We start from the raw sequence: 24209 nt of genomic DNA, 5'->3' as shown, positions 1-24209 counted from the left end.
CCCCCCGCTTTGCGGGGGCGAGGAACCCGAGTTCTGCGGCCCCATCATCTCAAAACCTCGGAATATCGGGAAATGCCATCTGGCCGCGGTGCACGTGCATGCGGCCGAGTTCAGCACAGCGACGCAGTTGCGGGAACACCTTTCCGGGATTGAGCAAATGGTTGGGGTCGAAAGCGCATTTGACGCGCATTTGCTGATCGAGGTCGACCTGGTTGAACATTTCCGGCATCAGGTCGCGCTTCTCGACCCCGACGCCATGTTCCCCGGTGAGCACGCCACCGACCTTGACGCAAAGCCGCAAAATGTCGGCGCCGAAGCTTTCCGCCTTGTCGAGTTCGCCCGGCACGTTGGCATCGTAAAGGATCAGCGGATGCAGATTGCCGTCGCCGGCGTGAAAGACATTGGCGACGCCGAGACCGTATTTTTCCGACAGCTCGCGCATGCCGGCCAGCACGCGCGGCAACTCCTTGCGTGGGATCGTGCCGTCCATGCAGTAATAGTCGGGCGAGATGCGGCCAACGGCGGGGAAGGCCGCCTTGCGGCCGGCCCAAAAACTCAGCCGCTCCTGCTCGGACTGCGAGATGCGGCACATAGTCGAGCCGTTGCGGATGGCGATCGCCTCGACCGCGGTGATGAGATGATCGACCTCCACGCTCGGACCGTCGAGCTCGACGATCAGCAGCGCCTCGACATCGAGGGGATAGCCGGCATGGACAAAATCTTCCGCCGCATGGATCGCCGGCCGGTCCATCATTTCCATGCCGCCTGGAATGATGCCGGCGCCGATGATGTCGGCGACGCACTGGCCGCCCTGCTCGCTGGTCGGAAAGCCGATCAGCAGGGCGCGCGCCGTCTCCGGCTTCCTCAGGATGCGCACGGTGACCTCGGTGACGACGCCGAGCAGACCTTCCGAACCGGTCATGACGCCGAGCAGATCATAGCCCTCGGCGTCAAGGTGGCCGCCGCCGAGCCGCACCACCTCGCCATTCATCAGCACCATCTCGATGCCGAGCACATTGTTGGCGGTGAGGCCATATTTCAGGCAGTGCACGCCGCCGGAATTCTCCGCCACGTTGCCGCCGATCGAGCAGGCGATCTGGGAGGATGGATCGGGGGCATAGTAAAACCCGTCCTGCTCGACGGCGATGGTGATGCCGAGATTGGTGACGCCGGGCTGGGCGACGACGATACGGTTGGGAAAATCGATCTCGAGGATGCGGTTGAACCTGCTCATGACGAGCAGCACCGCGTCCTCCAACGGCAGCGCGCCGCCCGACAGCGAGGTTCCGGATCCGCGCGGCACGACGCGAATGTTGCGGTCGTTGCAGTATTTCAGCACGCGCGAGACCTGCGCCACCGTCTCGGGCAGGACCACGACCAGCGGCACTTGCCGGTAGGCGGTCAGGCCATCGCTTTCGAAGGCTCGCATTTCGTTGGCGGCGTCGACCACGCCCTCGCCCGGCACGATGATGCGCATGTCGGCGACGATTTCGTTGCGCTGGCGCAGCGTCCCGGCGTCTGGCTTGGGCATGGCAAGGCCGGACATCGGCGCTTCCTCCACTCGACTGGTAAAAATGATTTACCAGCTAGCGGCATTTGTTGCAAACCCTCCTTTGGTGGCATCCGGGCGGCGAACGCGGGCAAAGCTTCCGCAGCGGCAATCTGCCGCTGCATTTCTATTGCGTTCGAAGCATGCGCGGACTATTCGCCCGGATGTTTCGCCGGCTCGGAATGCATCCGTCGCACCCTGCGCACGCCCCACCAGACCAGCAGGACGGCGAACGGCACCGAGGAGGCGGTGACGACCTCCGGCGCGAAGGTGTGGCCAAAAACCGATGCGCCCTTGGCGACATAGCCGATGAGGCCGACCACGTAATAGGAGACGGCGGCGACCGAGAGGCCTTCGACGGTCTGCTGCAGGCGCAGTTGCAGGCGGGCGCGGTTGTTCATCGAGGCGAGCAGGTCGCGGTTCTGCTTCTCGACCTCGACATCGACCCAGGTCCGCAGCAGCGTGGTGGCACGGGTCAGCTTCCGCGACAGATTGGCCTGGCGCTCCTCGACCGAGCGGCAGGTGCGCATGGCTGGCGCCATGCGCCGCAGCAGAAAGCCCGCCCAGGTGTCGTAGCCCTGGACAGGCTCCTCATCCAACGCCTCCAGCCTTTCCGTGACGATGCCGTCATAGGCGCGGCTGGCGCCGAAGCGGTAGAGGCTGGAAGCGGCATCGGCCTCCAGTTCGGCGGCAAGCTCCGTCAGGCCGGCGAGCAGCGTCTGGTTGTCGCGCGTCTCGGCGACCTTCATTTCCAGCGTCGTCTGCGCCAAGCGGTCCTCGATGCGGCGAGCGCGGCCGGACAAGGTGAGCGCCAGCGGCAGGCCGAGCATGGCAAGCGTGCGGTAGGTTTCGATGTCGATCAGCCGCTGCGACAGCGCGCCGGTGCTGGCCGGAGTGAGACCACGGTCGAGCACCAGCATGCGGGTCATGCCGTCGCCGTCCTGGCGGAAGTCGGTGACGATGGCCGCGCTGCCGCGTTCGACCAGCGAGTGACAGAGGCTGGTCGGATCGAAGCCGGCGATCAGCCTCTCGTTCGCCTGCGTCCATTTGCGGATCTCGAGCCGGATACCCGAGATGACGGTTCCCGGCGGTGAAAAGCCGTTGCCGAAAGGCGAATCCTCTTGCCCCCGGCCGTTCTCGGCCAACGGCCCTTCCCAGAGATAGGTCGAGAATTCCGTGTGCCGCTCCCAGCGCAGCGTGCCCTTGCCCCATTTCATCGCGTGGTGGCGGGCATGACGCTCGGGCGCGGCGATGCCGAGGCGGCGTGACAGTTCCGAAAGCACGGCATGGTCGACCGCGGAGCCGCCTTCGGTCATGAAGGAGAGTTGGACGAGCACGCGCGGCTTCTCGACCAGCGGATGCGGGCGGGCATGAACCTCGCCGAGCGCGCCGGGCCGGCCTTCATGCGCCGGAAAGCCCAGGACACTGCCTTGGCTGCGCGGCTGGAATTCAAGATTGGACGTCTCGTCCGACACGTCTGGTCCCCCTGGTTTCGACCCTTCGTGCAATGGCGTCCTCTTGCGGCAATCGGCGAGGGACGTAAACAGCAAAGTTTAGCCCGAGGCGATATGCCGGCGCGACGCGGAAATCGACCCGATGAGACGAATTGGATAAATAATTTGACCAGTTGGCGACGGAGGCATTAATCTGCGCGACATCATTCCGTTCTCCAGGCGCTTCCTTTGGGCGACATTTTCTCCAGGATCGAGCATTCGCGCACCGCCGACGAGGTGGTGCAGCAGATCGAAAGCCTAATTCTCGAAGGCGTGCTGCGCACCGGCGACCGGCTGCCCGGCGAGCGCGAGCTGGCACGCCAGTTCGATGTGTCGCGGCCCATTCTGCGCGATGCGCTGAAGGCGCTCGAAGGGCGCGGCCTGCTGTCGACACGTCCGGGCGGCGGCACCCACGTCGCCGACATTATCGGCCAGTTGTTCACCAAGCCGGTGGCGGACCTGATCTCGACGCATCGCAAGGCGGTGGCCGACTATCTGGAATACCGCCGCGAGATCGAAGGCATAGCCGCCGAATATGCGGCGCGGCGCGCCACACCCGAGGACCTTGCCCTACTCGACCGCATCATGGCACGCATGGACGAGGCGCATCGCACCGGCGACTTCGACGACGAAGCCGAGATCGACGTCGAATTCCATCATGCGATCTGCGAATGCGCGCACAACATCCTGCTCTTGCACACGCTGCGTTCCTGCTATCGGCTTTTGTCGGAAGGCGTGTTCCAGAACCGGCTGCTGGTGTTCACAGTGCCCGGCGCGCGCGAGGCGCTGCTGGCGCAGCACCGGGCGATCCACACCGCGGTCAAGGCCGGCGATCCGGCCGGCGCCCGCCAGGCGGCAATGGACCACATGACCTATGTCGAGCGTTCGATGGCGGAAGCCGAGCGCAGCGGCGACTGGCAACGCGTGTCGCGGCTGAGGCTGAGGCAGCGTTCGGAAGCCGGCGACAGCGAACCAGCGCGCAGGCGCTCCTAGTCAATTCGACCAAGCGGGGACCATCATGAGCGAAATTCTCACCATCGCAGACCTCAAGGATCTCGCGCGCCGGCGCGTGCCCAAGATGTTCTTCGACTATGCCGACTCAGGCGCCTGGACCGAGAGCACCTACCGCGCGAACGAGGAAGACTTCCAGAAGATCAAGTTCCGCCAGCGCGTGCTGGTCGACATGAGCAACCGCTCACTGGAAACGACCATGATCGGCCAGAAAGTGTCGATGCCGGTAGCGCTGGCGCCGACCGGCCTGACCGGCATGCAGCATGCCGACGGCGAGATGCTGGCAGCGCAGGCGGCAGAGGAATTCGGCGTGCCGTTCACGCTCTCGACGATGAGCATCTGCTCGATCGAGGATGTCGCTTCGGTGACAAAGAAACCGTTCTGGTTCCAGCTCTATGTACTGCGCGACAAGGACTTCGTGCTCAATCTGATCGACAGGGCGAAGGCGGCGAAGTGCTCGGCCCTGGTGCTGACGCTCGACCTGCAGGTCCTCGGCCAGCGCCACAAGGATGTTCGCAACGGGCTTTCAGCGCCACCCAAGATGACGCTGGCCAACATAGCCAACATCGCGGTGCGGCCTGGCTGGTGGATGGGCATGGCTGGCACGAAGCGCCGTACCTTCCGCAATATCGTCGGCCATGCCAAGGGCGTCGGCGACGTGGCTTCGCTGTCGTCATGGACGACGGAGCAGTTCGATCCGCAACTGTCGTGGAAGGACGTCGCCTGGATCAAGGAGCGCTGGGGCGGCAAGCTGATCCTCAAGGGCATTCTCGACAAGGAAGACGCACTGATGGCGGCCAAGACCGGCGCCGATGCGATCATCGTTTCGAACCATGGCGGGCGGCAGCTCGATGGCGCGTCATCGTCGATCATGGTGCTGGAGGAGATCGCCGATGCGGTTGGCGACAGAATAGAAGTGCATATGGACGGCGGCATCCGCTCCGGCCAGGACGTGTTGAAAGCGCTCTGCCTCGGCGCCAAGGGCACCTATATCGGCCGACCATTTCTTTACGGCCTGGGCGCGCTCGGCAAGGAAGGGGTTACCAAAGCGCTGGAAATCATCCGCAAGGAGATGGACATTACGCTGGCTCTGTGCGGAAAGCGTCTGGTCACCGACATGGGCAAGGACCAGCTCCGGCGCTAAGTCCGTGACATCTGACCACGGAGATATCAAGACCTTGGCGGAACCCGGCATCCATTTCCTCGACGCACGCGGGCCGGCCGGCGTGCGTCTCTACGCGATCGGCGACGTGCATGGCCGGCTCGACCTGCTGGCCGCCATGCACGGCCAGATCAAGGCCGAGATCGCGAAGGACCTGGTTGCGGACTGGCGCATCATCCATCTTGGCGACTATGTCGATCGCGGACCGGACTCCAAGGGCGTCATCAACTTTCTGATCGAAGCGCGCGAACGCGATCCGCGAAACATGATGCTGGTTGGCAACCACGACATCGGCTTTCTCGACTTTCTCAAGACACCCGATCCCGAAGGGCTCTTCATCCGCTTTGGCGGTATCCAGACCGCGCAATCCTATGGGGTGACGATCAGCAACGGCAGCGGCGTTTGGTTCGGCAAGGCGGAATCAGCCATGCGCAAGGGCCACCAAGCCCTGCTCGAAGCCGTGCCGCAAAGCCATGTTGACTTCCTGCGATCGTTGCCGTTCTCGGTGACGTCAGGCGACTTCTTCTTCTGCCATGCCGGCATCAGGCCAGGCATTCCCCTGGATAATCAGAACCCGCAGGACCTGATCTGGATCCGCGATGTTTTCCACGACCACACCGGCCTCTTCGCCAAGGTCGTGGTGCACGGTCACACACCAGTCCCGGAGGCGGAAGTGATGGCCAACCGCGTCAATGTCGACACGCTTGCCTGGCAATCAGGCATGCTTACCGCGCTCGTTGTGGACGGCGTGGACAAACGCATCCTGGAAATGTCGATAAAAGAGCCTTGAGGGCCTCGGCGCCCGAGGGTGTGACGGATGCCCTGGCTTAGCGCAGGGAGGCGGTGACGCCGTAGCCGTCGACGGCGTTGTGGTTGTTGGCCGCATCGGCGGCATAGATACCAAGACCGCAAAGCACGATGGCGGACAACATGGCAAAGGACAGAAGCGCTGCTTTCACGGAGGTCATCTCTTGTTGAGCCTTCTGCATCTGTGCACGAGGCGGTTACCAATGCGTTGAAAAGGACAAATCGCTTCAAAGTTTCCACGATTTCGCGCTTCTAGGCGTGTTCCGTATCGATGGTGTGTCGCGCGGGTCACACAAAAGGTTCATCCCGGTTGCACAGCCGACATAGAGCGCGCGCCTTCTAGGATGACGGCCGGACACAAGCCAAGGATGAAAGGGGTTTTCCCAGACGGATTCATGGCCGCGTGCCAATTATGTCACGCAGAACGCGAGGGATGGACGCTCAGGCTGTTTCGAAATTCGCTCTGACAGCCTCTCAGATCGTCGCCACCCAGGCACGGGCAATGGCGAGACCAGCAGCATCGGCGTCAGGGCCATTGCGGGCCATTTCGCCATCGAGCCTGCCGGCCCAGTCGGGATGGCGCGCGGCAATGATCGGCGCGAAGGAGGAGCTCCAGTCCTTCACCATCGGCCGGTCAGCTTCGAAGTGGAACTGGAAGCCGTAGACGGCGCGGCCGAGGCGAAACGCCTGGTTTTCGGCGACATCGTTGCCGGCGAGCCGCACGGCGTTTTCGGGCAGCACGAACGTGTCGTCGTGCCATTGGAAGATCGGGAACTTCTCCGGCAGCTCAGCCAGCACCGGATCGGCCCTGGCGTCCGGCGTCAGCGACACGCCGCGCCAGCCGAATTCATTGGCGCCGCCGATGCGGTTCTCGCCGCCAAAGGCACGGGCGACGAGTTGGCCGCCGAGGCAGATGCCGAGCACGGCGCGGTCCTTGCCGGCAAAATCGCGGGTCAGTTCGAGCAGCGCCGGAAAATAGGGATATTCTTCGTCGGCCAGCGCATTCTGGCCGCCGCCGAGCACCACCATGGCATCATGGCCGGTTGCGTCCTGTGGCAGCGGATCGCCCTTGTAGGGGAGGCGCACATCGAGATCGGCACCCGCTTCCGCCAGTGCCGCGCCGACCTGGCCGAGCCCGGTATTGTCGTAGTTCTGGACAACCAGCACACGCATCGAAAACCTGCTGACATGAAAAAGGTGCCGCGAGCGATATCATGACGCCGGCATTTCAGCCAAGATACGGGCGCGCGGAGAAAACTATGCCACTGCAGAACCGGGTCGATCCGTTCGGCGCCATCCACGCCGTGCCGGAGCGCGGCCTGTTCACCGGCAATCGCGGCATCATCCATGCCCCCGCGACAAAGACTCTCCTGAAAAAGCGCTGGGCGCTTCAGGCCTGGATCATCTGCGTGTGCCAATTCCGCAATGTGCGGCGCGAGCCGATGGGCCGCAACCGGGCCGGTGGCAAGGCCGGCTGGACCGAATTGTTCTTTCTCGACGAGGTGACGGCGCTCGCCGCCGGGCATCGCCCCTGCTTCTTTTGCCAGCGCGCACGGGCCAAGGATTTTGTCGGGCGTTTCGGCCAAGCCTTCGGGATTGCCGAGCCACGCGCGCCGCGGGTCGACAAGCGACTGCACACGGAGCGGCTGGCCTCGAGCGGCAAACGGCCTGTAGTCACAATGGACGCGCTTGCCCGCCTGCCCGATGGCGCGATGATCGCAGCTGGCGGCAACGCCTATGCCCTGCGCCATGGCAAGGCATTGCCATGGGCTTTTGCCGGATATGGCCCGCCGACCAGCCTTGATCGGTTCGAGGACAAGACGCTTGTGCTGCTGACCCCGGAAACGACGCTTGCCGTCCTGCGCCATGGCTTTCAACCCGTGTGGCATCCTTCCGCCAAGGCTTGACGCCGGCGGCCGCCTCGCCCATTCCTCGGCCATGCGCGCCAACTACAAGATGCAACGTCTGTTCGTGCCCGATGACCTCGGACCAGACATCGAGTTCGAACCCGGCCAGCAGCAGAGCCATTATCTCCTGCATGTGCTACGGCTCGCCGAAGGCACCGAGATCCTTGTTTTCAATGGCCGCGACGGCGAGTGGTCGGCGGCGATATCAGCGAAATCAAAGCGGTCGGTGCGGCTGAAGGTACTGGCACCGCAAAGACCGCAGCCGCCTTTGCCGGATCTCATCTATTGTTTCGCACCGCTGAAGCAAGGCCGGCTCGATTATCTCGTGCAGAAGGCGGTCGAGATGGGCGCCGGCATCTTGCAGCCGGTCATCACCCAGCACACGCAGGTGGCAAAACCGTCGATCGATCGCCTGCGCGCCAATGTCGTCGAGGCCGCCGAACAATGCGGCATCCTGGCGGTGCCGGAGGTTCGCGAGGCGGAAAAATTCGAGCGCCTGCTGACCGGGTGGGACAAGGAAAGGCGGCTGATCTTCTGCGACGAGGACGCCTCGACCAACAACCCGTTGCCTGCCTTGCAGGCGGTAAAGGAGAAAAAGCTCGCCCTGCTGGTCGGGCCTGAGGGCGGCTTTTCCGACGAGGAGCGTAAAATGTTGCGGGCGCTCCCCTTCGTGACCGCCATTCCGCTCGGGCCGCGTATCCTGCGCGCCGACACGGCGGCCGTGGCGGCGCTTGCGGCGATGCAGGCAACAATCGGCGACTGGTAGGACGTTGTCTCTCGCAAGAGGTGCTTGCGGGCAGTAGCCTTCAATTCCTCTTGACCTGTGGCTCAGGATTTTTCGCTTGATCGGCTACTGACATTTCGTCCATTTAGCGCCGGCGGTGGTCCAACCGCCTTTGAGGGCTTGACAATGGCGCGCGACACAACCGATTTCCGGCCCATCGAAGGCGTAGACGAGCTTGTCGAGCACCTGGCCGAAGGCAACAAGCCGCGTGAAAAATGGCGCATCGGTACCGAGCACGAAAAATTCCCGTTCTATGTCGATGGCAACGCACCGGTGCCTTACGGCGGCGAGCGCGGCATCCGCGCCATCCTAGAAGGCATGCAGAACAAGCTGGGCTGGGATCCGATCATGGATGCCGGCCGCATTATCGGTCTGGTCGAGCCGACCGGCCAGGGCGCGATTTCGCTTGAGCCCGGCGGACAATTCGAGCTCTCCGGTGCGCCGCTGGAGTCCATCCACCAGACCTGCCGGGAAGGCAACGCCCACCTGGCGCAGGTGCGCGAGATCGCCGAGCCGATGGGCATCCGCTTCCTTGGCCTCGGCGGCAGCCCGAAATGGTCGCTGGCCGAGACGCCGAAAATGCCGAAGTCGCGCTATGAGATCATGACGCGCTACATGCCCAAGGTCGGCACCAAGGGCCTCGACATGATGTACCGCACCTGCACGATCCAGGTGAACCTCGACTTCGAGAGCGAGACCGACATGCGGCGCAAGATGCAGGTGTCGCTGAAATTGCAGCCGCTGTCGACGGCGCTGTTCGCCAACTCGCCCTTCACCGACAGCCGGCCGAACGGGCTGCAGAGCTGGCGCGGCGACATCTGGCGCGACACCGACAACCAGCGCTCCGGCCTGCTCGAATTCTGCTTCTCGCCGGATTTCGGCTTTGCCGACTATGTCGAATGGGCGCTCAACGTGCCGATGTATTTCGTCATTCGTGACGGCCGCTATCACGACATGACGCACATCACCTTCCGCCAGTTCATGGCCGGGGCCGCGCGTAACGAAGTGCCGGACGGCCTGCCGACGATGGGCGACTGGGCGAACCATCTGTCGACTTTGTTCCCCGACGTTCGGCTGAAGCGTTTCCTGGAAATGCGCGGCGCCGATGGCGGTCCCTGGCGGCGTATCTGCGCGCTGCCGGCCTTCTGGGTCGGGCTGCTTTATGACGAGGCGGCACTCGACGCAGCCGAGGCGTTGACGTCGAGCTGGACCTACAAGGAAGTGCTGGCCATGCGCAACGCCGTGCCGGAGCTCGGTATTTCCGCACCCTTCCGCAACACCACGCTGCGCGAAATCGCGCGCGACGTCATGGCCATTTCGCGCACCGGGCTTAAGAACCGCGGCAAGAAGAATCGCGACGGCTACGACGAAACCTCGTTCCTCAACACGCTCGACGAGGTTGTGGCGCGCGGCACCACCAGCGCCGAGGAGATGCTGTCGGCCTATCACACGCGCTGGGGCGGCTCGATCGAGCCGGTATTCATGGAATATGCCTATTAACCCCTCGCATTGACGAGCGGCAAAAGCGGCTTCAATCGGGCATTGAAACGAATTAGGCTCTCTTTCGAGGATTTCCCGGAGGAGAAGCCGATGCCCACCTTGTTCGACATGCTGACGCAGGCCCAGAACGGCAATGGCATGCAGGCGCTTGCCCAGCAATACGGGCTTTCGCTACAGCAGACACAGGCGGCGGTCGCCGCACTGTTGCCGGCCTTTTCACAAGGGTTGCAGCGCAACACCGCCGATCCCTATGGGCTCGGCGCCTTCATGACGGCGATGGCAAGCGGTCAGCACGCCAAGTATTTCGAGGACGCAACACGCGCCTTCTCCCCGCAAGGCGTCGATGAAGGCAACGGCATTCTGGGACATCTGTTCGGTTCGAAGGACCTGTCGCGCGCCGTGGCCAGCCAGGCGGCGCAGGCGAGCGGCGTCAGCCAGCAGGTCCTGCAGCAGATGCTGCCCGCGATCGCCTCGATGGTAATGGGCGGACTGTTCAAGCAGACGACAAACCAGTTGACAGGCGGCCAGATGCAGGCTGCGGGAGGCTTCAGCGGCGGCAACAACCCACTGGGCGAAATCATCGAGCAGATGATGCGGCATGGCGGCATGCAGGCACCGGCGCCACAACAGCGCCAGGCACCGCCGCCTCAGATGGACAACCCGCTCGGCAAGGTCTTGCAGGACATGTTCGGCGGCGGCTCAGCGCAACCACAAAGCCAGCCGCAGCCGGCACCCGATCCCTATGGCGATAATCCGCTCGGCAAGGTGCTGCAGGATATGTTCGGTGGCGGCGCGCCGCAACAACCACAAGGTCCATCCCAGCCACAGCAGACACAGAGCCCCTACGGCGACAACCCGCTGGGGAAAATCTTCGAGGAGATGCTGCGGCAAGGCGGCGGCGACGGCTTCGGTGGCATGCCGGGCGGGCAGCCGGCGCCGCAACCTCAGGCACCGCAACCGCAGCAGCGTCAGGCACCACAGCCGCAGGCCAATCCGAGCGGCCGGCCAAGGAACCCGTTCGACGACATTTTCGGCAGGATGTTCGAAACCGGCGCCCAGCAGCGCGACGAGTACCAGAAGGGCGTGGAAACGATCTTCGACCAGTTCAAGCGCGACATGGACCGGCGGTAGCAGTTCAAACGTCCGAGACAAATCCATGAGCAAACGGCTGGAGCAGATGCGCCGCAATATCCGGAAACTCGTAACATTCATCGACGAGGCAAAGAGACATGACGGACAGACTTGAATTTCCGGTCATCATCGCGCCGCTTGCGATCGAGGACGGAGGTGGGTTTTCAGCCCTTGTACCAGATCTTCCTGGTTGCATGAGCGACGGTGAGACTCCCGAAGAGGCCATCGCAAATGTTCAAGATGCCATAGCGTCCTGGATAGAGGCCGCGCATGATCTCGGCAGATCGATACCAAAACCATCGCGAAAGCTGGCATTCGCCTGAGCAAAAAAGAAAAGCCCGGTCCTTGGGAGGACCGGGCAGCGTGCAGGCAGGCCGGCGGGGAACCGGCAGGGAGTGGGGAGCCTGCATGAACCTTGGTCGCGCTGAACCGCAAAAAGGTTCAACGGGACCGAAACTCGGCAATCAGGCCACCTTGCGGGCGATGTCCTCGATCGTTTCCACGCGATCGCTGGCGATTTCACGCAGGATTGCCGTCGGGTCGCGGCCAAACGGCACGTCGATTGCGACATGCAGGTCGGCGCGCGTCAGGCCGATGTCGGCGAGCTCGGCGTCCGACATCTCGCCAAGGCGGTAAAAGGCGCGGCGATTTTTCCAGGCGCGGTAGACGTTGGAGACGGTGTTGGCCACGCGCGTCGCAACGGCCGGACGCGAGGTGATGCGTGAGGTCTCGGTGGCGAAATCGATCGTGGTCATGTCGGTCTCCTTCAGACTCGAACGGACGAAACCCGACGATCGGCGCTGATGACAGCGGCCGTTCCGGCTTCGATTCACATGCCTTCATGTGGACAATGCCAATTTGCCATCGACCGATTGATTAATCCAACGAATGTTTTTAATCTTTGGCATCAACACCAGTGATGGATCACATCGATGAAAGCGCCGCTCGATCTGGATCAATTGCAGACCTTCATCTCGATCGCCGACACCGGCAGCTTCACCCGCGCAGCGGAAGAAGTGCACCGCACCCAGTCGGCGGTGTCGATGCAGATGCGCCGGCTGGAGGAACGGATCGGCAAGCCGCTGTTCGAGAAGGAGGGGCGCAGCAACAGGCTGACGGAGGAAGGCGACAAACTGCTCTCCTACGCAAGGCGGCTGCTTTATCTCAACCGCGAGACGCTCGCCGCCTTCGACGACCAGCGGCTCGAAGGCACGATCCGCATCGGCACGCCGGACGACTATGCCGACCGTTTCCTGCCGGAGATCATGGCGCGCTTCACCCGCTCCAATCCGCGCGTCGAACTGACCGTCATCTGCGAGCCGACGCCGGGGCTGGTTGAGCACATCAAGCGCGGTAATCTCGACTTGGCGCTGGTGACGCACAATGATGTGCGCGGCCAATCGGAGGTGGTGCGGCGTGAACCGCTGCTGTGGGTCTCCTCGGCCAACCATGCGACGCATGAACAGGAGACGCTGCCGATGGCCTTCGGCCGGCCGAACTGCATCTGGAGGCGCGCCGCCGTCGACGTGCTGGACCAGCAGAACCGCGACTACCGCATCCTGTTCACCAGCTTCTCGGCGACCGTGATAACCGCGGCCGTGCTATCCGGCCTCGCCATTTCGGTGCTGCCGGAATGCGCGCTCAGGCCCGGCATGCGGGTGCTGGGCGAGGCCGACGGCTTCGGCGCCCTGCCCGACTGCCGCATCGGCATCATGCGTGGCCAGACCTCGCGGCCGGAGATCGTCGATGCGCTTGCCCGCCACATCTCCGAAAGCCTGGACAACATCTCCGTGCCGCTCGGCGAGGAGACGGGGACGTTCGATTTCGCGGCCCTCGCCTTCGCCAAGATGAAGCGGAGCAAGTCGAACCAGATTCTGCCAGGCTGGTAGGATGCGCGTCATGAATATCGGGACTGACATGGCCGCCTTGACGTCGGCGCTCAACCAGCCCCCAATCGGCCGATGAGCGAAGCAGTATCCGAATCACGCACCAACGCCACCGAATACACGGTGAGCGAGATTTCGGGCGCGCTGAAGCGCACGGTCGAGGACGTCTTCGGCAATGTGCGGGTGCGCGGCGAAATCTCGGGCTATCGTGGGCCGCATTCCTCCGGCCATGCCTATTTCGCGCTGAAGGACGACCGCGCCCGGCTCGACGCCGTGGTGTGGAAAGGCACGATGAGCCGGCTGAAATTCCGCCCCGAGGAAGGGATGGAGGTGATCGCCACCGGCAAGCTCACCACCTATCCCGGCAAGTCCAACTACCAGATCGTCATCGACAATCTGGAGCCGGCAGGTGCCGGGGCGCTGATGGCTCTGCTGGAGGAGCGCAAGCGCCGGCTACAGGCTGAAGGGCTTTTCGACGCCGGCCGCAAGCGCCGGCTGCCGTTCATGCCGTGCACCATCGGCGTCGTCACATCGCCGACCGGCTCGGTTATCCGCGACATCATCCACCGCATCAAGGACCGCTTTCCGCTGCATGTGCTGGTCTGGCCGGTACGCGTGCAGGGCGACACGGCGAGTGCGGAAGTGACCAATGCCGTCACCGGTTTCAACGCACTGGCGTGGGACAGCCCCATCCAGCGCCCCAATCTACTGATCGTCGCGCGCGGCGGCGGCAGCCTGGAAGATCTGTGGGGCTTCAACGACGAGGCGCTCGCCCGCGCAGTCGCCGCCTCCGACATTCCGGTGATTTCGGCCGTAGGGCATGAAACCGACTGGACGCTGATCGACCTTGTCGCGGATGTGCGGGCGCCGACACCGACGGGCGCGGCCGAAATCGCCGTGCCGGTGAAGGCTGACCTCGAAGCGACGCTGGCCAGCCTCGGCGCACGGCTCAAGGCCGCGGTGCTGCGCAATTTCGAACGCAAGCGTCAGGCAGCCCGTGCGGCGGCGCGTGCGCTGCCCTCGCCCGATCAATTGCTGGCGTTGCCGCGCCGGCGCCTGGACGAGGCGACATCGAGGCTCGGTCGTGGCCTCATGGTTTCCACCGAGCGCAAGCGGGCACGATTCTTCGCCGTAAAATTGACGCCGGCAATGCTGTCGCAGCGGATTGCCGAGGCGCGGCGCACCAACGACCGTAATCTTTTGCGCGCGCAAGGGGCGCTGCGCACCCTGGCGAGAAGCCGGCGCGCGGAGCTCAATCGTGCCGCGGACCAGTTGCCAAAATGCGCCAAGGCCTCGTTGCAGCGGCACAGACAGCAACTGGCTTTGCTGCAGGGCCGCATCACGATCGAGCCGACAGTCCGGCGGCAACGTGTGCAAGGGGATATACTGACGGCTTTGACGAGACGCGGCGGTCAGGCGATGCTGCTCAGGCTGGAGCGGTTGCGCGGCCGCATCATCCAGGCCGACCGGCTGATGGCGACGCTTTCGCACAAGGCCGTCCTGGCGCGCGGCTTCGCGCTGGTTAAGGATGCCGACGGCGCCGTCATCAAGCAGGCCGCCGACGTGGCGTCTGGGATGGCGCTTTCGCTGGAGTTCGCCGATGGCACGGCAGATGCGGTGGCAACCAGCGGCGCGGCGCGGCCAAAGCCCGCTGCAAAGGCCCCAGTTGCCAAGGCTAAAGAACCCGGCAATCAGGGATCCTTGTTCTAAGAGCATGACCGACAATCCGCACCATCTGGCAACGCCGTCCGGCAAGCCGCGCGCGCGAAGCTTCAATATCGGCTTCGACGGAACGCCTGGGCCGTTCAACGCGATCACCGACGTGCCTAGCGTCGCGGCCGGCTATACGACGCTGATATCGGGCGATGGTCCGCTTGTCGTCGGCAAGGGACCGGTGCGCACCGGTGTCACCGCGATCCTGCCCAGGTCGCGCGCCGAGCTGGCGACGCCGGTCTTCGCCGGCATCTTCAGCCAGAACGGCAATGGCGAGCTGACCGGCTCGCACATCATCGAGGAAACCGGCGCCTTCAACTTCCCGATCACCATCACCAACACGCATTCCTGCGGGGTTTCGCGTGACGGCACGCTGCGTTGGATGAACCAAGTGCTGCCGGCGGCCGTCGACAGCGCCTGGGGCTTGCCCGTGGCAGCGGAGACCTATGACGGGTTTCTCAACGACATCAACGGCCACCATCTGACATCGGAGCATGTCGCCGAAGCCCTTGACGCCGCCGCCAGCGGACCGGTCGAGGAAGGCAGCGTCGGCGGCGGCACCGGTATGATCACTTTCGGCTTCAAGGCCGGTTCCGGCACGGCCTCGCGCATCGTCGCATGGCAAGGGCGCTCCTACACAGTCGGCGCCTTCGTGCAGTCGAATTTCGGCAAGCGGCACAATTTCACCATTCGTGGCTTGCGCGCCGGTTCCGAACTCACCGAACCGGCGATCCGCGAAACCACGTCGCGTGCGGAAAAGGGCTCAATCATCGCCGTCGTCGCGACCGACGCGCCTTTCCTGCCGCACCAGATGAAGCGGCTGGCCCGCCGCGTGCCGCTCGGCGTCGCCATGACCGGCGGCTTCGGCTACCACAGTTCGGGCGACATTTTTCTCGCCTTCTCGACCGCCAATCCTGCCGCTGCGCGGGGGCTGACTGGCCGCATCGCCAGCGCCGATTTCATTCCCGATGTGGACATCGACCCGTTCTTCGATGCCGTGATCCAGACTGTGGAGGAATCGATCCTCAACGCTCTTGTCGCCAATCACGACATGACCGGTCGCGATGGCAATTTCGTGCCTGCCCTGCCGAAAGCGTGGCTCAAAGAAAAATTTGGCTGAGAAGGGTACCAAAGACGAAAACGCGGGCCGAAGCCCGCGCATTCAGACAGGGTTGCCCCTGAAAATCTATTCCGCGGCCTTGCTGGAAGCCTGCTGGCTTTCGTCGGCCTCGGCCGCTTCCTCTAGCCGGGAAGCGATGAGTTCCTGGATGTCGCCGACTTCCTCCTGGATGTCCTCCAGCGGTATGCCGACCTCGGCCGCCTTGGCGGCGCATTCCCTGGCCAGTGTCTCGGCCTGCTTCTCGATCCTGGCCGGGGACTGGCAATGGACCTTTTCGCCGATCCATCCCCGCAAGAATTCGATCGCGTGTTCACTCATACTGCTATTCCCTTGCGGCAAAGCCGGTTGGTAATCCTAAACGTCTGCATCCCGTAAAGGATGCATGTTCCCATTCGAGCCGAGTCGCGGCCGGACGGCAAGCCGAAGCCGTCCAGGGTCCACAGAGCCGAAGGAATTCGAGGGGTGAAGAACATTTTCTGTTTCTGAAAGACCGTACCGTTGGCGGGATCTGCCCGCTCCAAGCAATTGCTTCTACCTTTTACGGCTTCCAGTCCGTTTCGCATCTCAATGGCTGTCGCTACAGCCGCCTTATGACGTTGCGCTTCAAGGCGCGAGCCATCGAAGCCGCCGCTATATAGTGATATCCATACACTATGTCGACTCTCCTCAAGGCCCGTGCACAGGAGCCATGCAAAAGTCGCATGGATCGCTGATCCGGTCAGAAGTTTTCGACCCACGGCCTGAGTTCCATTTCCCAGGTCCAGGCGCTGCGGTGCTGGCGGTGGATGGCGAGATAGGCCTCGGCGATCGCATCCGGCGATAGCCGCCGATCCTGCGGTTCGGACTCCTGTCCGGACGTGGCCGAGGCAATGGCGCCGTCGATGATGAAATGCGCGACGTGAACGTTCTTGGGCGCCAGTTCACGGGCCATGGACTGCGCCAGCCCGCGCAATCCGAATTTGGGCATCGCAAAGCCGGCGGAGCCGGCAAAACCCTTCACGCTTGCCGTTGCTCCGGTGAAGAAGATCGAGCCCGCCCCTTGAGCGATAAGCCGGCGGGTCGCCTGCTGGCCGACCAGGAACCCACCATAGGCCCCGACAAGCAGCGCCTGACGAACCGCCTCGGGATCGAGTTCGGCCAGCGGACCGCGGGCGCGGCCGCCGGCGTTGAAAACCACCAGGGAAAGCGGGCCAGTTTTGTCGGCGACATCGAACAGACGCTCCACCGACGTGGCGTCGGAGACATCCGTTGCCACGGCTTGCGCGCCGGTTTGCGCCTGCAATGCATCGAGCTTCTCGATATCTCGGGCGGCCAGGACAATTTGGAACCCTTCCCTGGCGAGAAGACGCGCGAGCGAGGCGCTCAAGCCGGAGCCCGCCCCGGCAATGACGGCGACATTGGATGTCATGAGACCTCTCCTTCTTCCACCAATTGCAATGGCTGGCAGATGTTGAACTCTGCCGGATCCACGCCGCACCGGCAACGCGCACGGCGGAAAGAAAAATGGCCGGGCGCGAAAACGGCCCGGCCAAAAGAAGGTCATAACCTTCAGAGGGGAACACCGTTCAGCGAAATGGGAGGAAAACACCAAACGGATTTGTCATTCTGAACCGATCCTTGCACGGGCACGACAAATGATTTTCTAAAATCGGTCCGAATTACGAAAAATTCGGTTCGTTCTGTATCAACTGGCTCAACCCGCTCCGGTTCCCGGCTGAAGCAGGTCCGCGTAATGGCGGCGCGCGACGTCAGGGTGCGAGCGCAACCGGCTTTTCAGCACATTGGTGCCGACATCGCGAAACAGCGGATTGTCCGGATCGCTGGCCGGCCCGCGCGCCTGCGCCGCCAATTCCTCCGGCAACTGGAGCAGCGGTATCGTCGCATCGAGCTTGGCGCTGAAGAAGAACGGCACCGAAATGCGCTCGATGCCGGCTGGCGGCGTCACGACGCGATGCACGGTCGCGCGCAAATAGCCGTTCGAGGCCAGTTCGAGCAATTCACCGATGTTGACGACGAGCGTGCCGGGAATGGGGTTCACATCCACCCAGCGGCCATCATAGTCGACCTGGAGTCCCTTGTTGTCATCCTGGAGCAGCAGAGTCAGGAAACCGCCATCCTTGTGCGCGCCGACACCTTGGTCGCCGCCGGTCGCCTCGCGGCCGGGGTAGCGCACGATCTTCATGCGATGGTTTGGTGAGTCTCGATAGATCGGGTCGAAGGCATCCTCGGGTTGCTCGAGCGACAGCGCAAAAGCTTTCAGCAGCCGAATCGCCACCGCTGTTGCCTTGGCCTGCCAGGCAAGCAAGGCCGGTTTAAGCTCCGGCAACGCAGCCGGCCATTGGTTCGGCCCCTGCAGCCGCGTCCAGGCAGGAATTCCCGGCCCTTGCGCTATGGGTTGGCGCTCGACGCCGATGTCGAGCTGTTCGCGCCAATCGGCCTTGCCCTTGGTCAGCTCGCCGCCGGCGCGCGTATAGCCGCGGAACTGCGAGGACTTGACCATCTCGATCGCGAGCTTGTCGGCCTCGCCCAAGGCAAAGAAGCGGCGCGACGCGGTGAGCACCTCGCTGATCTCCACCCACGAGATGCCATGCCCAGCCAGATAGAAAAAGCCGATGTCGCGCGAGGCGGAACGCAGATCCGCCAGAAACGTCCGGCGTTCCGATGCGCCTTGTTCAAAGTGGCTCAGATCAAGCACGGGTACTATTCTGGGCATATCAGGCTCCTTTCCTGGTTTTCTGCGGATGTTTGCCCATCCGCAAACCAGGACTGTTGGACTTGCGTGCACTCTCGGCGGTCACAACGCCAGCAATGCCTGCAAGTCTCATCGACTCCAGATTGCCAAGAAAGAAACGATCGGCCCTTCGAAGCCGCCGCGACGAACAATTTTTCCCCGCGCGCCGGCAAAGCTGACAATGGCCGCAATCATTCAGCAGGATGCGGATCGCCGCAACTGCGCACGGCCTCTGCCCTATTGGGCTGCCCTGAGCAGCATGCCGAAGAGGTCGCGTGGCTCGTCGGGATCGGCCAGCATGTCGAGCTCCTGGCAGAGGCCGGTCGAGATCAGTTGATTCCTAACATAGTGCAGCGCCGAAAAGTCCTCGATGGCGAAGCCGACCGAATCGAACAGCGTAACCTGGCCGGCATCGCGCCGGCCCTTAACGGCGCCCGTGATCACCTGCCACAACTCGGTCACCTGATGATCCGGCGCAAGCTGCTGGATCTCGCCTTCGATGCGCGTCTGCGGCGGGTATTCGACGAAGATGTCGGAGCGCAGCAGGATGTCGCGGTGCAGTTCCGTCTTGCCCGGACAGTCGCCGCCAACGGCGTTGATGTGCACGCCCGCTCCGACCATGTTGTCGGTCAGTATGGTGGCATATTGCTTGTCGGCGGTGACGGTGGTGATGATTTCGGCGCCCTCGACCACCTCCTGCGCGGTAGTGCAAGCGACCATGTCGAAGCCGAGGCCGGCGAGGTTGCGGATACATTTTTCGGTCGCCGAACGGTCGATATCGTAAAGCCTCAGCCTGTCGACGCCGAGCAGTGCCTTGAAGGCCAGCGCCTGGAACTCGGCTTGCGCGCCGTTGCCGATCTGTGCCATGCAGCGGGAACCGGCCGGCGCCAAATGCTTCGCGGCAAGGGCCGACATGGCAGCCGTGCGCAGCGCGGTCAGGATGGTCATCTCGGACAGCAATACAGGATAGCCGTTGTGCATGTCGGCCAGCATGCCAAAGGCGGTCACGGTCTGGCGGCCCTCGCGCATGTTCTTGGGATGGCCATTGACATATTTGAAGCCATAGACCTCGCCGTCGCTGGTCGGCATCAGTTCGATGACGCCCTCGGCGCTGTGCGAAGCGACGCGCGGCGTCTTGTCGAACAGCTCCCAGCGGCGGAAGTCATCCTCGATATAGCCGGCGAGTTCGATCAGAAACCGCTCGACGCCGATCCTGAGCACCAGCTTCATCATATGGTCGACACTGACGAACGGCACGATGTTGAGATTGGGAATCATCCTGTTTCCTTGCCGGTGCGCCGGTCAGTCCTGGCGATGCGCGTTGTACGCGTTCATCATCGCTGCGAGCACCGGATCGTCTTGCTCCAGCGCGTTGATCGCGCCGGCCGGTCGTACAGGCGCTCATCCTGCCTCATCTTGAACTTGGCTTGGAGACATTCGATCGGTGGGGCTAATCCGTGGATGTGAGGTTTGCGCCGCTTCATGCCGGTACCGATTCCCGCATGCGCCAGCGGTCCCTTGGCTGCTTTCCGTCAAGCTAAGGCTACTCTTCCAATTATGTCAACACCTCTTCATTATTGACCTTAATTAAAATCTCTGTAATAAACTCGACACAACGAGGCTGGGAGCCCAAGAGGCATTTTCGGGGAGGTCAATGGCGATACGCGATGTTCTGATGCGCGGGGATCTGGCGCTGACGCCATCAGAGGAGAAGATCGTCCGGCTGCTGTTGACGGACTATCCGACCTCCGGCCTTGGCACCGCCTCGTCGCTCGCGCGGCGCGCCGGCGTCAGCGATCCCACCGTTGTCCGGCTGGTGGTCAAGCTCGGCTATGAGGGGTTTCCGGATTTCCAGGCAAAGCTGCTTGCCGAGGTCGAAGCCAGGCTGCATTCGCCGCTGTTGATGATGGAGACCAAGCGGCAAAGCGATTCCAGCGACAGCGCGGTGCTGGCCTATCTCGATTCCGTCACCGCGGCTCTGCAGAAGACTACCGCCGCGACACCGGTCCAGACCTACGAGCGGGCCGCCCGCCTTTTGATGGAGGCCAAGGGCGAGATCGTGCTGGTCGGCGGCCGGTTCAGCCGCCACATCGCCGGCATGCTCGCTGGATATCTCGTGCAGTTCCGCACTGGGGTCAGCGATCTCGGTATGCTCTCTCCGCAGGCATTCGACACGCTGGCCGACCTTGGCCGCCGCGACGTGCTGGTCGTCTTCGACTATCGCCGCTACCAGCTCGATGTGATGGCGTATGCAAGGCAGGCGGCGGCGCTCGATGTACGCATTCTTCTGTTCACCGACCAGTGGCTGTCGCCGATATCCGATCTTGCCGAAGTCACGATCGTCAGCCCGCTCGAAGTCGCCTCACCCTACGACACGCTGGCGCCGGCGATCGCACAGATGGAGGCGTTGACCGCCCAGATCGTCTCCACGCTGGGCGATGACGCCCGGGCTCGCATCGAAAGGATCGAGAAAGTGCGGCACGCCAATGCGGTGACGCTCGACAGCGATGCGGAAGAGAAAGGCGCGCGTCAAACAGTTGGACCACGCAAGACACCCGGACCCAAAGCAGCAAAGCAGGACGACAAGGCATGACCCAAGCCCTACCCAAGCGAGACGAAGCCTTCCGTGCCGGCGAGACGGCGCTGCTGCTCGTCGACATGCAGCGCATCTGGCTGGAGCCGGGCGCAGACCCCTCGCATCCGGAGCGCGGCCCCGACCATTATTTCTACCGGCAAACATCCGCGCAGACGATCCCCAACCAGGAGCGCCTGCTGGCGGCGGCGCGTGCCAATGGCGTCGAGGTGCTGCACACCATCATCCAGAGCCTGACCGAAGACGGCCGCGACCGCTCGCTTGACCACAAGCTGACGCCGATCCATGTCGCGCCCAGCCTCCCCCAAGGCCTGCCGGTTGCATCGCTGACGCCGGTCGGCGACGAGATCATGCTGCCGAAAACCTCGTCGGGCATCTTCAACTCGACCAACGTCGACTACCTTCTGAAAAACCTCGGCATCCGCTACCTCGTCGTGGTCGGCGTGCTGACCGACCAGTGCGTGGACATGACGGTGCGCGACGGCGCCGACCGTGGCTATCTCGTCACCTGCGTGTCGGATGCCTGCGCCACCATCACCCAGGAGCGCCACGACATCGCGCTGAAGGCCTTCGGCGGCTATTGCTGGGTCACGGATACCGACACAGTAGTCGACCGCTTCACCGCTTTGGGAAGAACTGCATGACATCGACCGTCGAGCCCCTCGTCGCTGTCATCACGACAGATCTCTCCGCCATCACACGGGGTCGTTTCGTGGCCGAAAGCAGATTGCAGAAGACCGCAACAACCGGTGTCGGCTGGCTGCAGGCCAATCTGTCGATGACGCCGTTCAATTCGATCGTCGATCCCAACCCCTGGGGCTCGTCCGGCGACCTTCGGCTGATCCCGGATCTCACCGCGCGCTTCCGCACCGAACGGACGGGATCGGCGACGTCGTTCGACATGGTGGCCGGCGACATTGTCGAGCTCGACGGCAGTCCGTGGCTCGGCTGCACGCGGACCATGCTCCGGGATGCGCTGGCGGAATTGAAGGCGGCCACCGGCCTTTCCGTCATTGCCGCCTTCGAGCACGAATTCCACATTGCCGACGGCAGCTTCGCGCCGGCGCATGCGATGTCCTTTGCCGCGCTGCGCCGCACCGATCCGTTCGCCCCCAATCTGATGGCGGCACTCGAAGAGGCAGGCGTTAGCCCTGAAGTGGTCATCGCCGAATTCAGCAATGAACAATTCGAGGTGACGCACGAGCCGGCCGATGCGTTGACGGCGGCCGACCGTGCCGTCGCCATTCGCGAAATCACGCGCGAAGTGGCGCGCAATGCCGGCTGGCGCGCGAGCTTCGCCCCCAAGATCGCGCCCGATGCGGTCGGTAATGGCGTGCACATCCATTTCAGCTTCGTCGACGAAGCCGGCAAACCGTCAACTTACGATCCGGCGTGTCCTGGCGGCCTCTCCGCCAAGGCTGGCGCTTTCTGCGCCGGCGTGTTGCGCCATCTGCCTGGGATGACCGCCATGACGGCGTCGAGCGTGTCGTCCTTCTATCGCCTCAAGCCGCACAGCTGGAGTTCGTCCTACACCTGGCTCGCCGATCGTGACCGCGAAGCGTCGCTCCGCATCTGCCCAACGGTGACGATCGGCGGACGCGATCCGGCACGGCAGTACAATATCGAATACCGGGCAGCCGACGCCACCGGCAATCCCTATCTGTCGCTGGCGGCGATCATCCGCGCCGGGCTTGAAGGGCTGAAGGCGAACCTGCCATCGCCGCCGCTGGTCACCGGCGACCCGACGCTGATGAGCGAGGCGGAACGGGCGGAACTCGGTTTGGTGCGACTGCCCGAGACCTTGCCGGCGGCGCTGGATGCGCTTCTGGCCGACAAGACCGTTACGGGATGGTTCGCCCCGATCTTCATCGAGACCTTTGTCGGGCTGAAGCGGCATGAAGCCGAGCGCCTGGCCGGCCTCGATCCAGCTGCTATCTGCGATCTCTACCGGACGCTTTATTGATGACTTCGCAGGCCGAAAAAGACTCGCCCCCTCAAGGAGATTGGCCGGAAGCCGTCGAGGTTCTCAACGAGCACGGCCGTTGCGACATCGTCCTGCTGTGCGAGCATGCGTCCAACCACATGCCGGCGGAGTACGGCCAGCTCGGGCTCGATGCCAGCCATCTGCAACGCCACATCGCCTGGGACATCGGTGCCGCGGAGGTGACGCGCCTGTTGTCGGCACGGCTCGATGCACCGGCCTTTCTCAGCGGCTATTCCCGACTATTGATCGATCTCAACCGGCCACTCGGCAGCCCGGGCAGCATTCCGGTGCTGTCGGAAGACACCAACATTCCCGGCAATGTCGGCATTGATGAGGCGGAACGAACTCGACGCGCGGAAATCATGTTTTCGCCGTTCCATGAGCGGGTGGCAGCACTTCTCGATCGCCGGATGGCTGAAGGCAGGCCGACGCGGATCGTGACGATGCATTCCTTCACGCCGGTGTTCCTTGGCATCGCGAGACCATGGCATGCGGGCGTGCTGCATGCGCATGCAGCCGATCTCGCCGCAGCGATCCTTTTTGGCCTGCGCACCGACGCGGCACTCAATGTCGCGGCCAACGTACCTTACGTGATCAGCCGTGACGCCGATTACGCCGTGCCCATCCATGGCGATGATCGCGGCATCCCTGCTGTCCTTGTCGAAATCCGGCAAGACCTGTTGTCGACACGGTCCGGCATCGAGGAATGGGCGGACCGGCTGGCGGCGGCACTGCCTGCACATGAAACGGCGACAGCTTCGTGAGCAATCAGCCCGCGCGGACGTGACGCCGCGATCATCGCGCAGGCCGGCAAGCTGCGCTTCTCGCCATTCGGCCC

The 24209-nt window shown here is 63.4% G+C and carries 24 protein-coding genes; 15 read left to right on the top strand and 9 right to left on the bottom strand.

Annotated features, from left to right (window positions below):
• Positions 1-49 precede the first annotated feature (49 nt).
• Together FJ960_RS09880 and FJ960_RS09875 are read right to left on the bottom strand one after the other, a co-directional pair.
• Positions 50-1546, bottom strand: coding sequence for an FAD-linked oxidase C-terminal domain-containing protein (locus tag FJ960_RS09880; protein ID WP_140713510.1), 1497 nt, complete (start codon positions 1544-1546; stop codon positions 50-52).
• A 155-nt stretch (positions 1547-1701) separates the two neighbouring features.
• The gene (locus FJ960_RS09875; protein ID WP_140504586.1) at positions 1702-3024 is read right to left on the bottom strand and encodes a DUF3422 family protein; all 1323 of its coding nucleotides are present in this window, start codon (positions 3022-3024) and stop codon (positions 1702-1704) included.
• Between the two features lie 207 nt (positions 3025-3231).
• Here FJ960_RS09875 and FJ960_RS09870 point away from each other — a divergent pair, with 207 nt between their 5' ends.
• Genes FJ960_RS09870 through FJ960_RS09860 form a run of 3 tightly spaced genes read left to right on the top strand, consistent with a single transcriptional unit; the run spans position 3232 to position 6005 of the window.
• Positions 3232-4035, top strand: a complete 804-nt coding sequence (locus FJ960_RS09870; RefSeq protein WP_140713508.1) for an FCD domain-containing protein — start codon at positions 3232-3234, stop codon at positions 4033-4035.
• 25 nt (positions 4036-4060) lie between these two features.
• A complete protein-coding gene (locus tag FJ960_RS09865; RefSeq protein ID WP_140713506.1) occupies positions 4061-5197 on the top strand; it encodes an alpha-hydroxy acid oxidase in 1137 nt (378 codons plus the stop codon).
• 34 nt (positions 5198-5231) lie between these two features.
• A complete protein-coding gene (locus FJ960_RS09860; protein ID WP_140504591.1) occupies positions 5232-6005 on the top strand; it encodes a metallophosphoesterase in 774 nt (257 codons plus the stop codon).
• 37 nt (positions 6006-6042) lie between these two features.
• On the opposite strand, the gene FJ960_RS09855 is transcribed toward FJ960_RS09860, so the two are convergent.
• Both FJ960_RS09855 and FJ960_RS09850 read right to left on the bottom strand, forming a co-directional pair.
• Positions 6043-6183: a hypothetical protein gene (locus tag FJ960_RS09855; protein WP_023782442.1), complete on the bottom strand. Its 141-nt coding sequence runs from the start codon at positions 6181-6183 to the stop codon at positions 6043-6045.
• 313 nt (positions 6184-6496) lie between these two features.
• On the bottom strand, positions 6497-7195 hold the full coding sequence (locus FJ960_RS09850) for a type 1 glutamine amidotransferase (RefSeq protein ID WP_140713505.1): 699 nt from the start codon (positions 7193-7195) through the stop codon (positions 6497-6499).
• Between the two features lie 86 nt (positions 7196-7281).
• On the opposite strand from FJ960_RS09850, the gene FJ960_RS09845 reads away from it, so the two are divergent.
• The 5 genes from FJ960_RS09845 to FJ960_RS09825 all read left to right on the top strand — a co-directional run bounded on the left by FJ960_RS09845 (position 7282) and on the right by FJ960_RS09825 (position 11667).
• Positions 7282-7929 (top strand): hypothetical protein, encoded by a 648-nt coding sequence (locus FJ960_RS09845; protein WP_140504595.1) that lies wholly within the window; start codon positions 7282-7284, stop codon positions 7927-7929.
• Between the two features lie 31 nt (positions 7930-7960).
• The gene (locus FJ960_RS09840; protein WP_140504773.1) at positions 7961-8695 is read left to right on the top strand and encodes a 16S rRNA (uracil(1498)-N(3))-methyltransferase; all 735 of its coding nucleotides are present in this window, start codon (positions 7961-7963) and stop codon (positions 8693-8695) included.
• 144 nt (positions 8696-8839) lie between these two features.
• Positions 8840-10213 carry a glutamate--cysteine ligase gene (locus FJ960_RS09835; protein ID WP_140713503.1) on the top strand — a complete coding sequence of 458 codons (1374 nt, stop codon included), beginning with the start codon at positions 8840-8842 and terminating at the stop codon, positions 10211-10213.
• 90 nt (positions 10214-10303) lie between these two features.
• On the top strand, positions 10304-11344 hold the full coding sequence (locus FJ960_RS09830) for a DUF937 domain-containing protein (protein ID WP_140713501.1): 1041 nt from the start codon (positions 10304-10306) through the stop codon (positions 11342-11344).
• Positions 11345-11442: 98 nt separating this feature from the next.
• Positions 11443-11667, top strand: coding sequence for a type II toxin-antitoxin system HicB family antitoxin (locus tag FJ960_RS09825; RefSeq protein WP_140713499.1), 225 nt, complete (start codon positions 11443-11445; stop codon positions 11665-11667).
• A 141-nt stretch (positions 11668-11808) separates the two neighbouring features.
• On the opposite strand, the gene FJ960_RS09820 is transcribed toward FJ960_RS09825, so the two are convergent.
• Positions 11809-12099, bottom strand: a complete 291-nt coding sequence (locus FJ960_RS09820; protein WP_140504600.1) for a DUF1127 domain-containing protein — start codon at positions 12097-12099, stop codon at positions 11809-11811.
• A 177-nt stretch (positions 12100-12276) separates the two neighbouring features.
• Between FJ960_RS09820 and FJ960_RS09815 the strand changes: the two genes are divergently transcribed.
• The 3 genes from FJ960_RS09815 (at position 12277) to FJ960_RS09805 (ending at position 16063) form a co-directional block, all read left to right on the top strand.
• On the top strand, positions 12277-13233 hold the full coding sequence (locus tag FJ960_RS09815) for a LysR substrate-binding domain-containing protein (protein WP_140713497.1): 957 nt from the start codon (positions 12277-12279) through the stop codon (positions 13231-13233).
• Positions 13234-13305: 72 nt separating this feature from the next.
• Entirely contained in the window at positions 13306-14940 is a 1635-nt protein-coding gene (gene xseA, locus FJ960_RS09810) for an exodeoxyribonuclease VII large subunit (RefSeq protein WP_140713495.1), read from the top strand.
• Positions 14941-14944: 4 nt separating this feature from the next.
• Positions 14945-16063 (top strand): P1 family peptidase, encoded by a 1119-nt coding sequence (locus FJ960_RS09805; protein ID WP_140713493.1) that lies wholly within the window; start codon positions 14945-14947, stop codon positions 16061-16063.
• A 66-nt stretch (positions 16064-16129) separates the two neighbouring features.
• Here FJ960_RS09805 and FJ960_RS09800 read toward each other — a convergent pair whose 3' ends face one another.
• From FJ960_RS09800 to FJ960_RS09785, 4 genes are all read right to left on the bottom strand, one after another.
• Positions 16130-16381, bottom strand: a complete 252-nt coding sequence (locus FJ960_RS09800) for a DUF768 domain-containing protein (protein WP_027146174.1) — start codon at positions 16379-16381, stop codon at positions 16130-16132.
• 400 nt (positions 16382-16781) lie between these two features.
• Positions 16782-17471, bottom strand: a complete 690-nt coding sequence (locus tag FJ960_RS09795) for an SDR family NAD(P)-dependent oxidoreductase (protein WP_140713491.1) — start codon at positions 17469-17471, stop codon at positions 16782-16784.
• A gap of 285 nt (positions 17472-17756) precedes the next feature.
• Positions 17757-18776 (bottom strand): isopenicillin N synthase family oxygenase, encoded by a 1020-nt coding sequence (locus FJ960_RS09790; protein WP_140713489.1) that lies wholly within the window; start codon positions 18774-18776, stop codon positions 17757-17759.
• Positions 18777-19031: 255 nt separating this feature from the next.
• The gene (locus FJ960_RS09785; protein WP_140713487.1) at positions 19032-20072 is read right to left on the bottom strand and encodes an ornithine cyclodeaminase; all 1041 of its coding nucleotides are present in this window, start codon (positions 20070-20072) and stop codon (positions 19032-19034) included.
• Between the two features lie 376 nt (positions 20073-20448).
• Between FJ960_RS09785 and FJ960_RS09780 the strand changes: the two genes are divergently transcribed.
• The 4 genes from FJ960_RS09780 to FJ960_RS09765 are packed head-to-tail and all read left to right on the top strand — an operon-like array spanning position 20449 to position 24135.
• Complete coding sequence (locus FJ960_RS09780) at positions 20449-21387, top strand: MurR/RpiR family transcriptional regulator (protein WP_140713485.1); 939 nt, start codon at positions 20449-20451, stop codon at positions 21385-21387.
• Complete coding sequence (locus tag FJ960_RS09775) at positions 21384-22031, top strand: isochorismatase family cysteine hydrolase (protein ID WP_140504614.1); 648 nt, start codon at positions 21384-21386, stop codon at positions 22029-22031. Before FJ960_RS09780 ends, FJ960_RS09775 begins: the two co-directional genes overlap by 4 nt.
• Positions 22028-23350, top strand: coding sequence for a glutamine synthetase (locus FJ960_RS09770; RefSeq protein ID WP_140713483.1), 1323 nt, complete (start codon positions 22028-22030; stop codon positions 23348-23350). The genes FJ960_RS09775 and FJ960_RS09770 overlap by 4 nt, the downstream gene beginning before the upstream one ends.
• The gene (locus FJ960_RS09765) at positions 23350-24135 is read left to right on the top strand and encodes an N-formylglutamate amidohydrolase (protein ID WP_140713481.1); all 786 of its coding nucleotides are present in this window, start codon (positions 23350-23352) and stop codon (positions 24133-24135) included. The genes FJ960_RS09770 and FJ960_RS09765 overlap by 1 nt, the downstream gene beginning before the upstream one ends.
• The last annotated feature ends 74 nt before the right edge of the window (positions 24136-24209 follow it).

The organism is Mesorhizobium sp. B2-3-11 (assembly GCF_006442215.1).
GTDB lineage: Bacteria > Pseudomonadota > Alphaproteobacteria > Rhizobiales > Rhizobiaceae > Mesorhizobium > Mesorhizobium salmacidum.
This window is presented reverse-complemented; position numbering and strand designations above follow the sequence as displayed.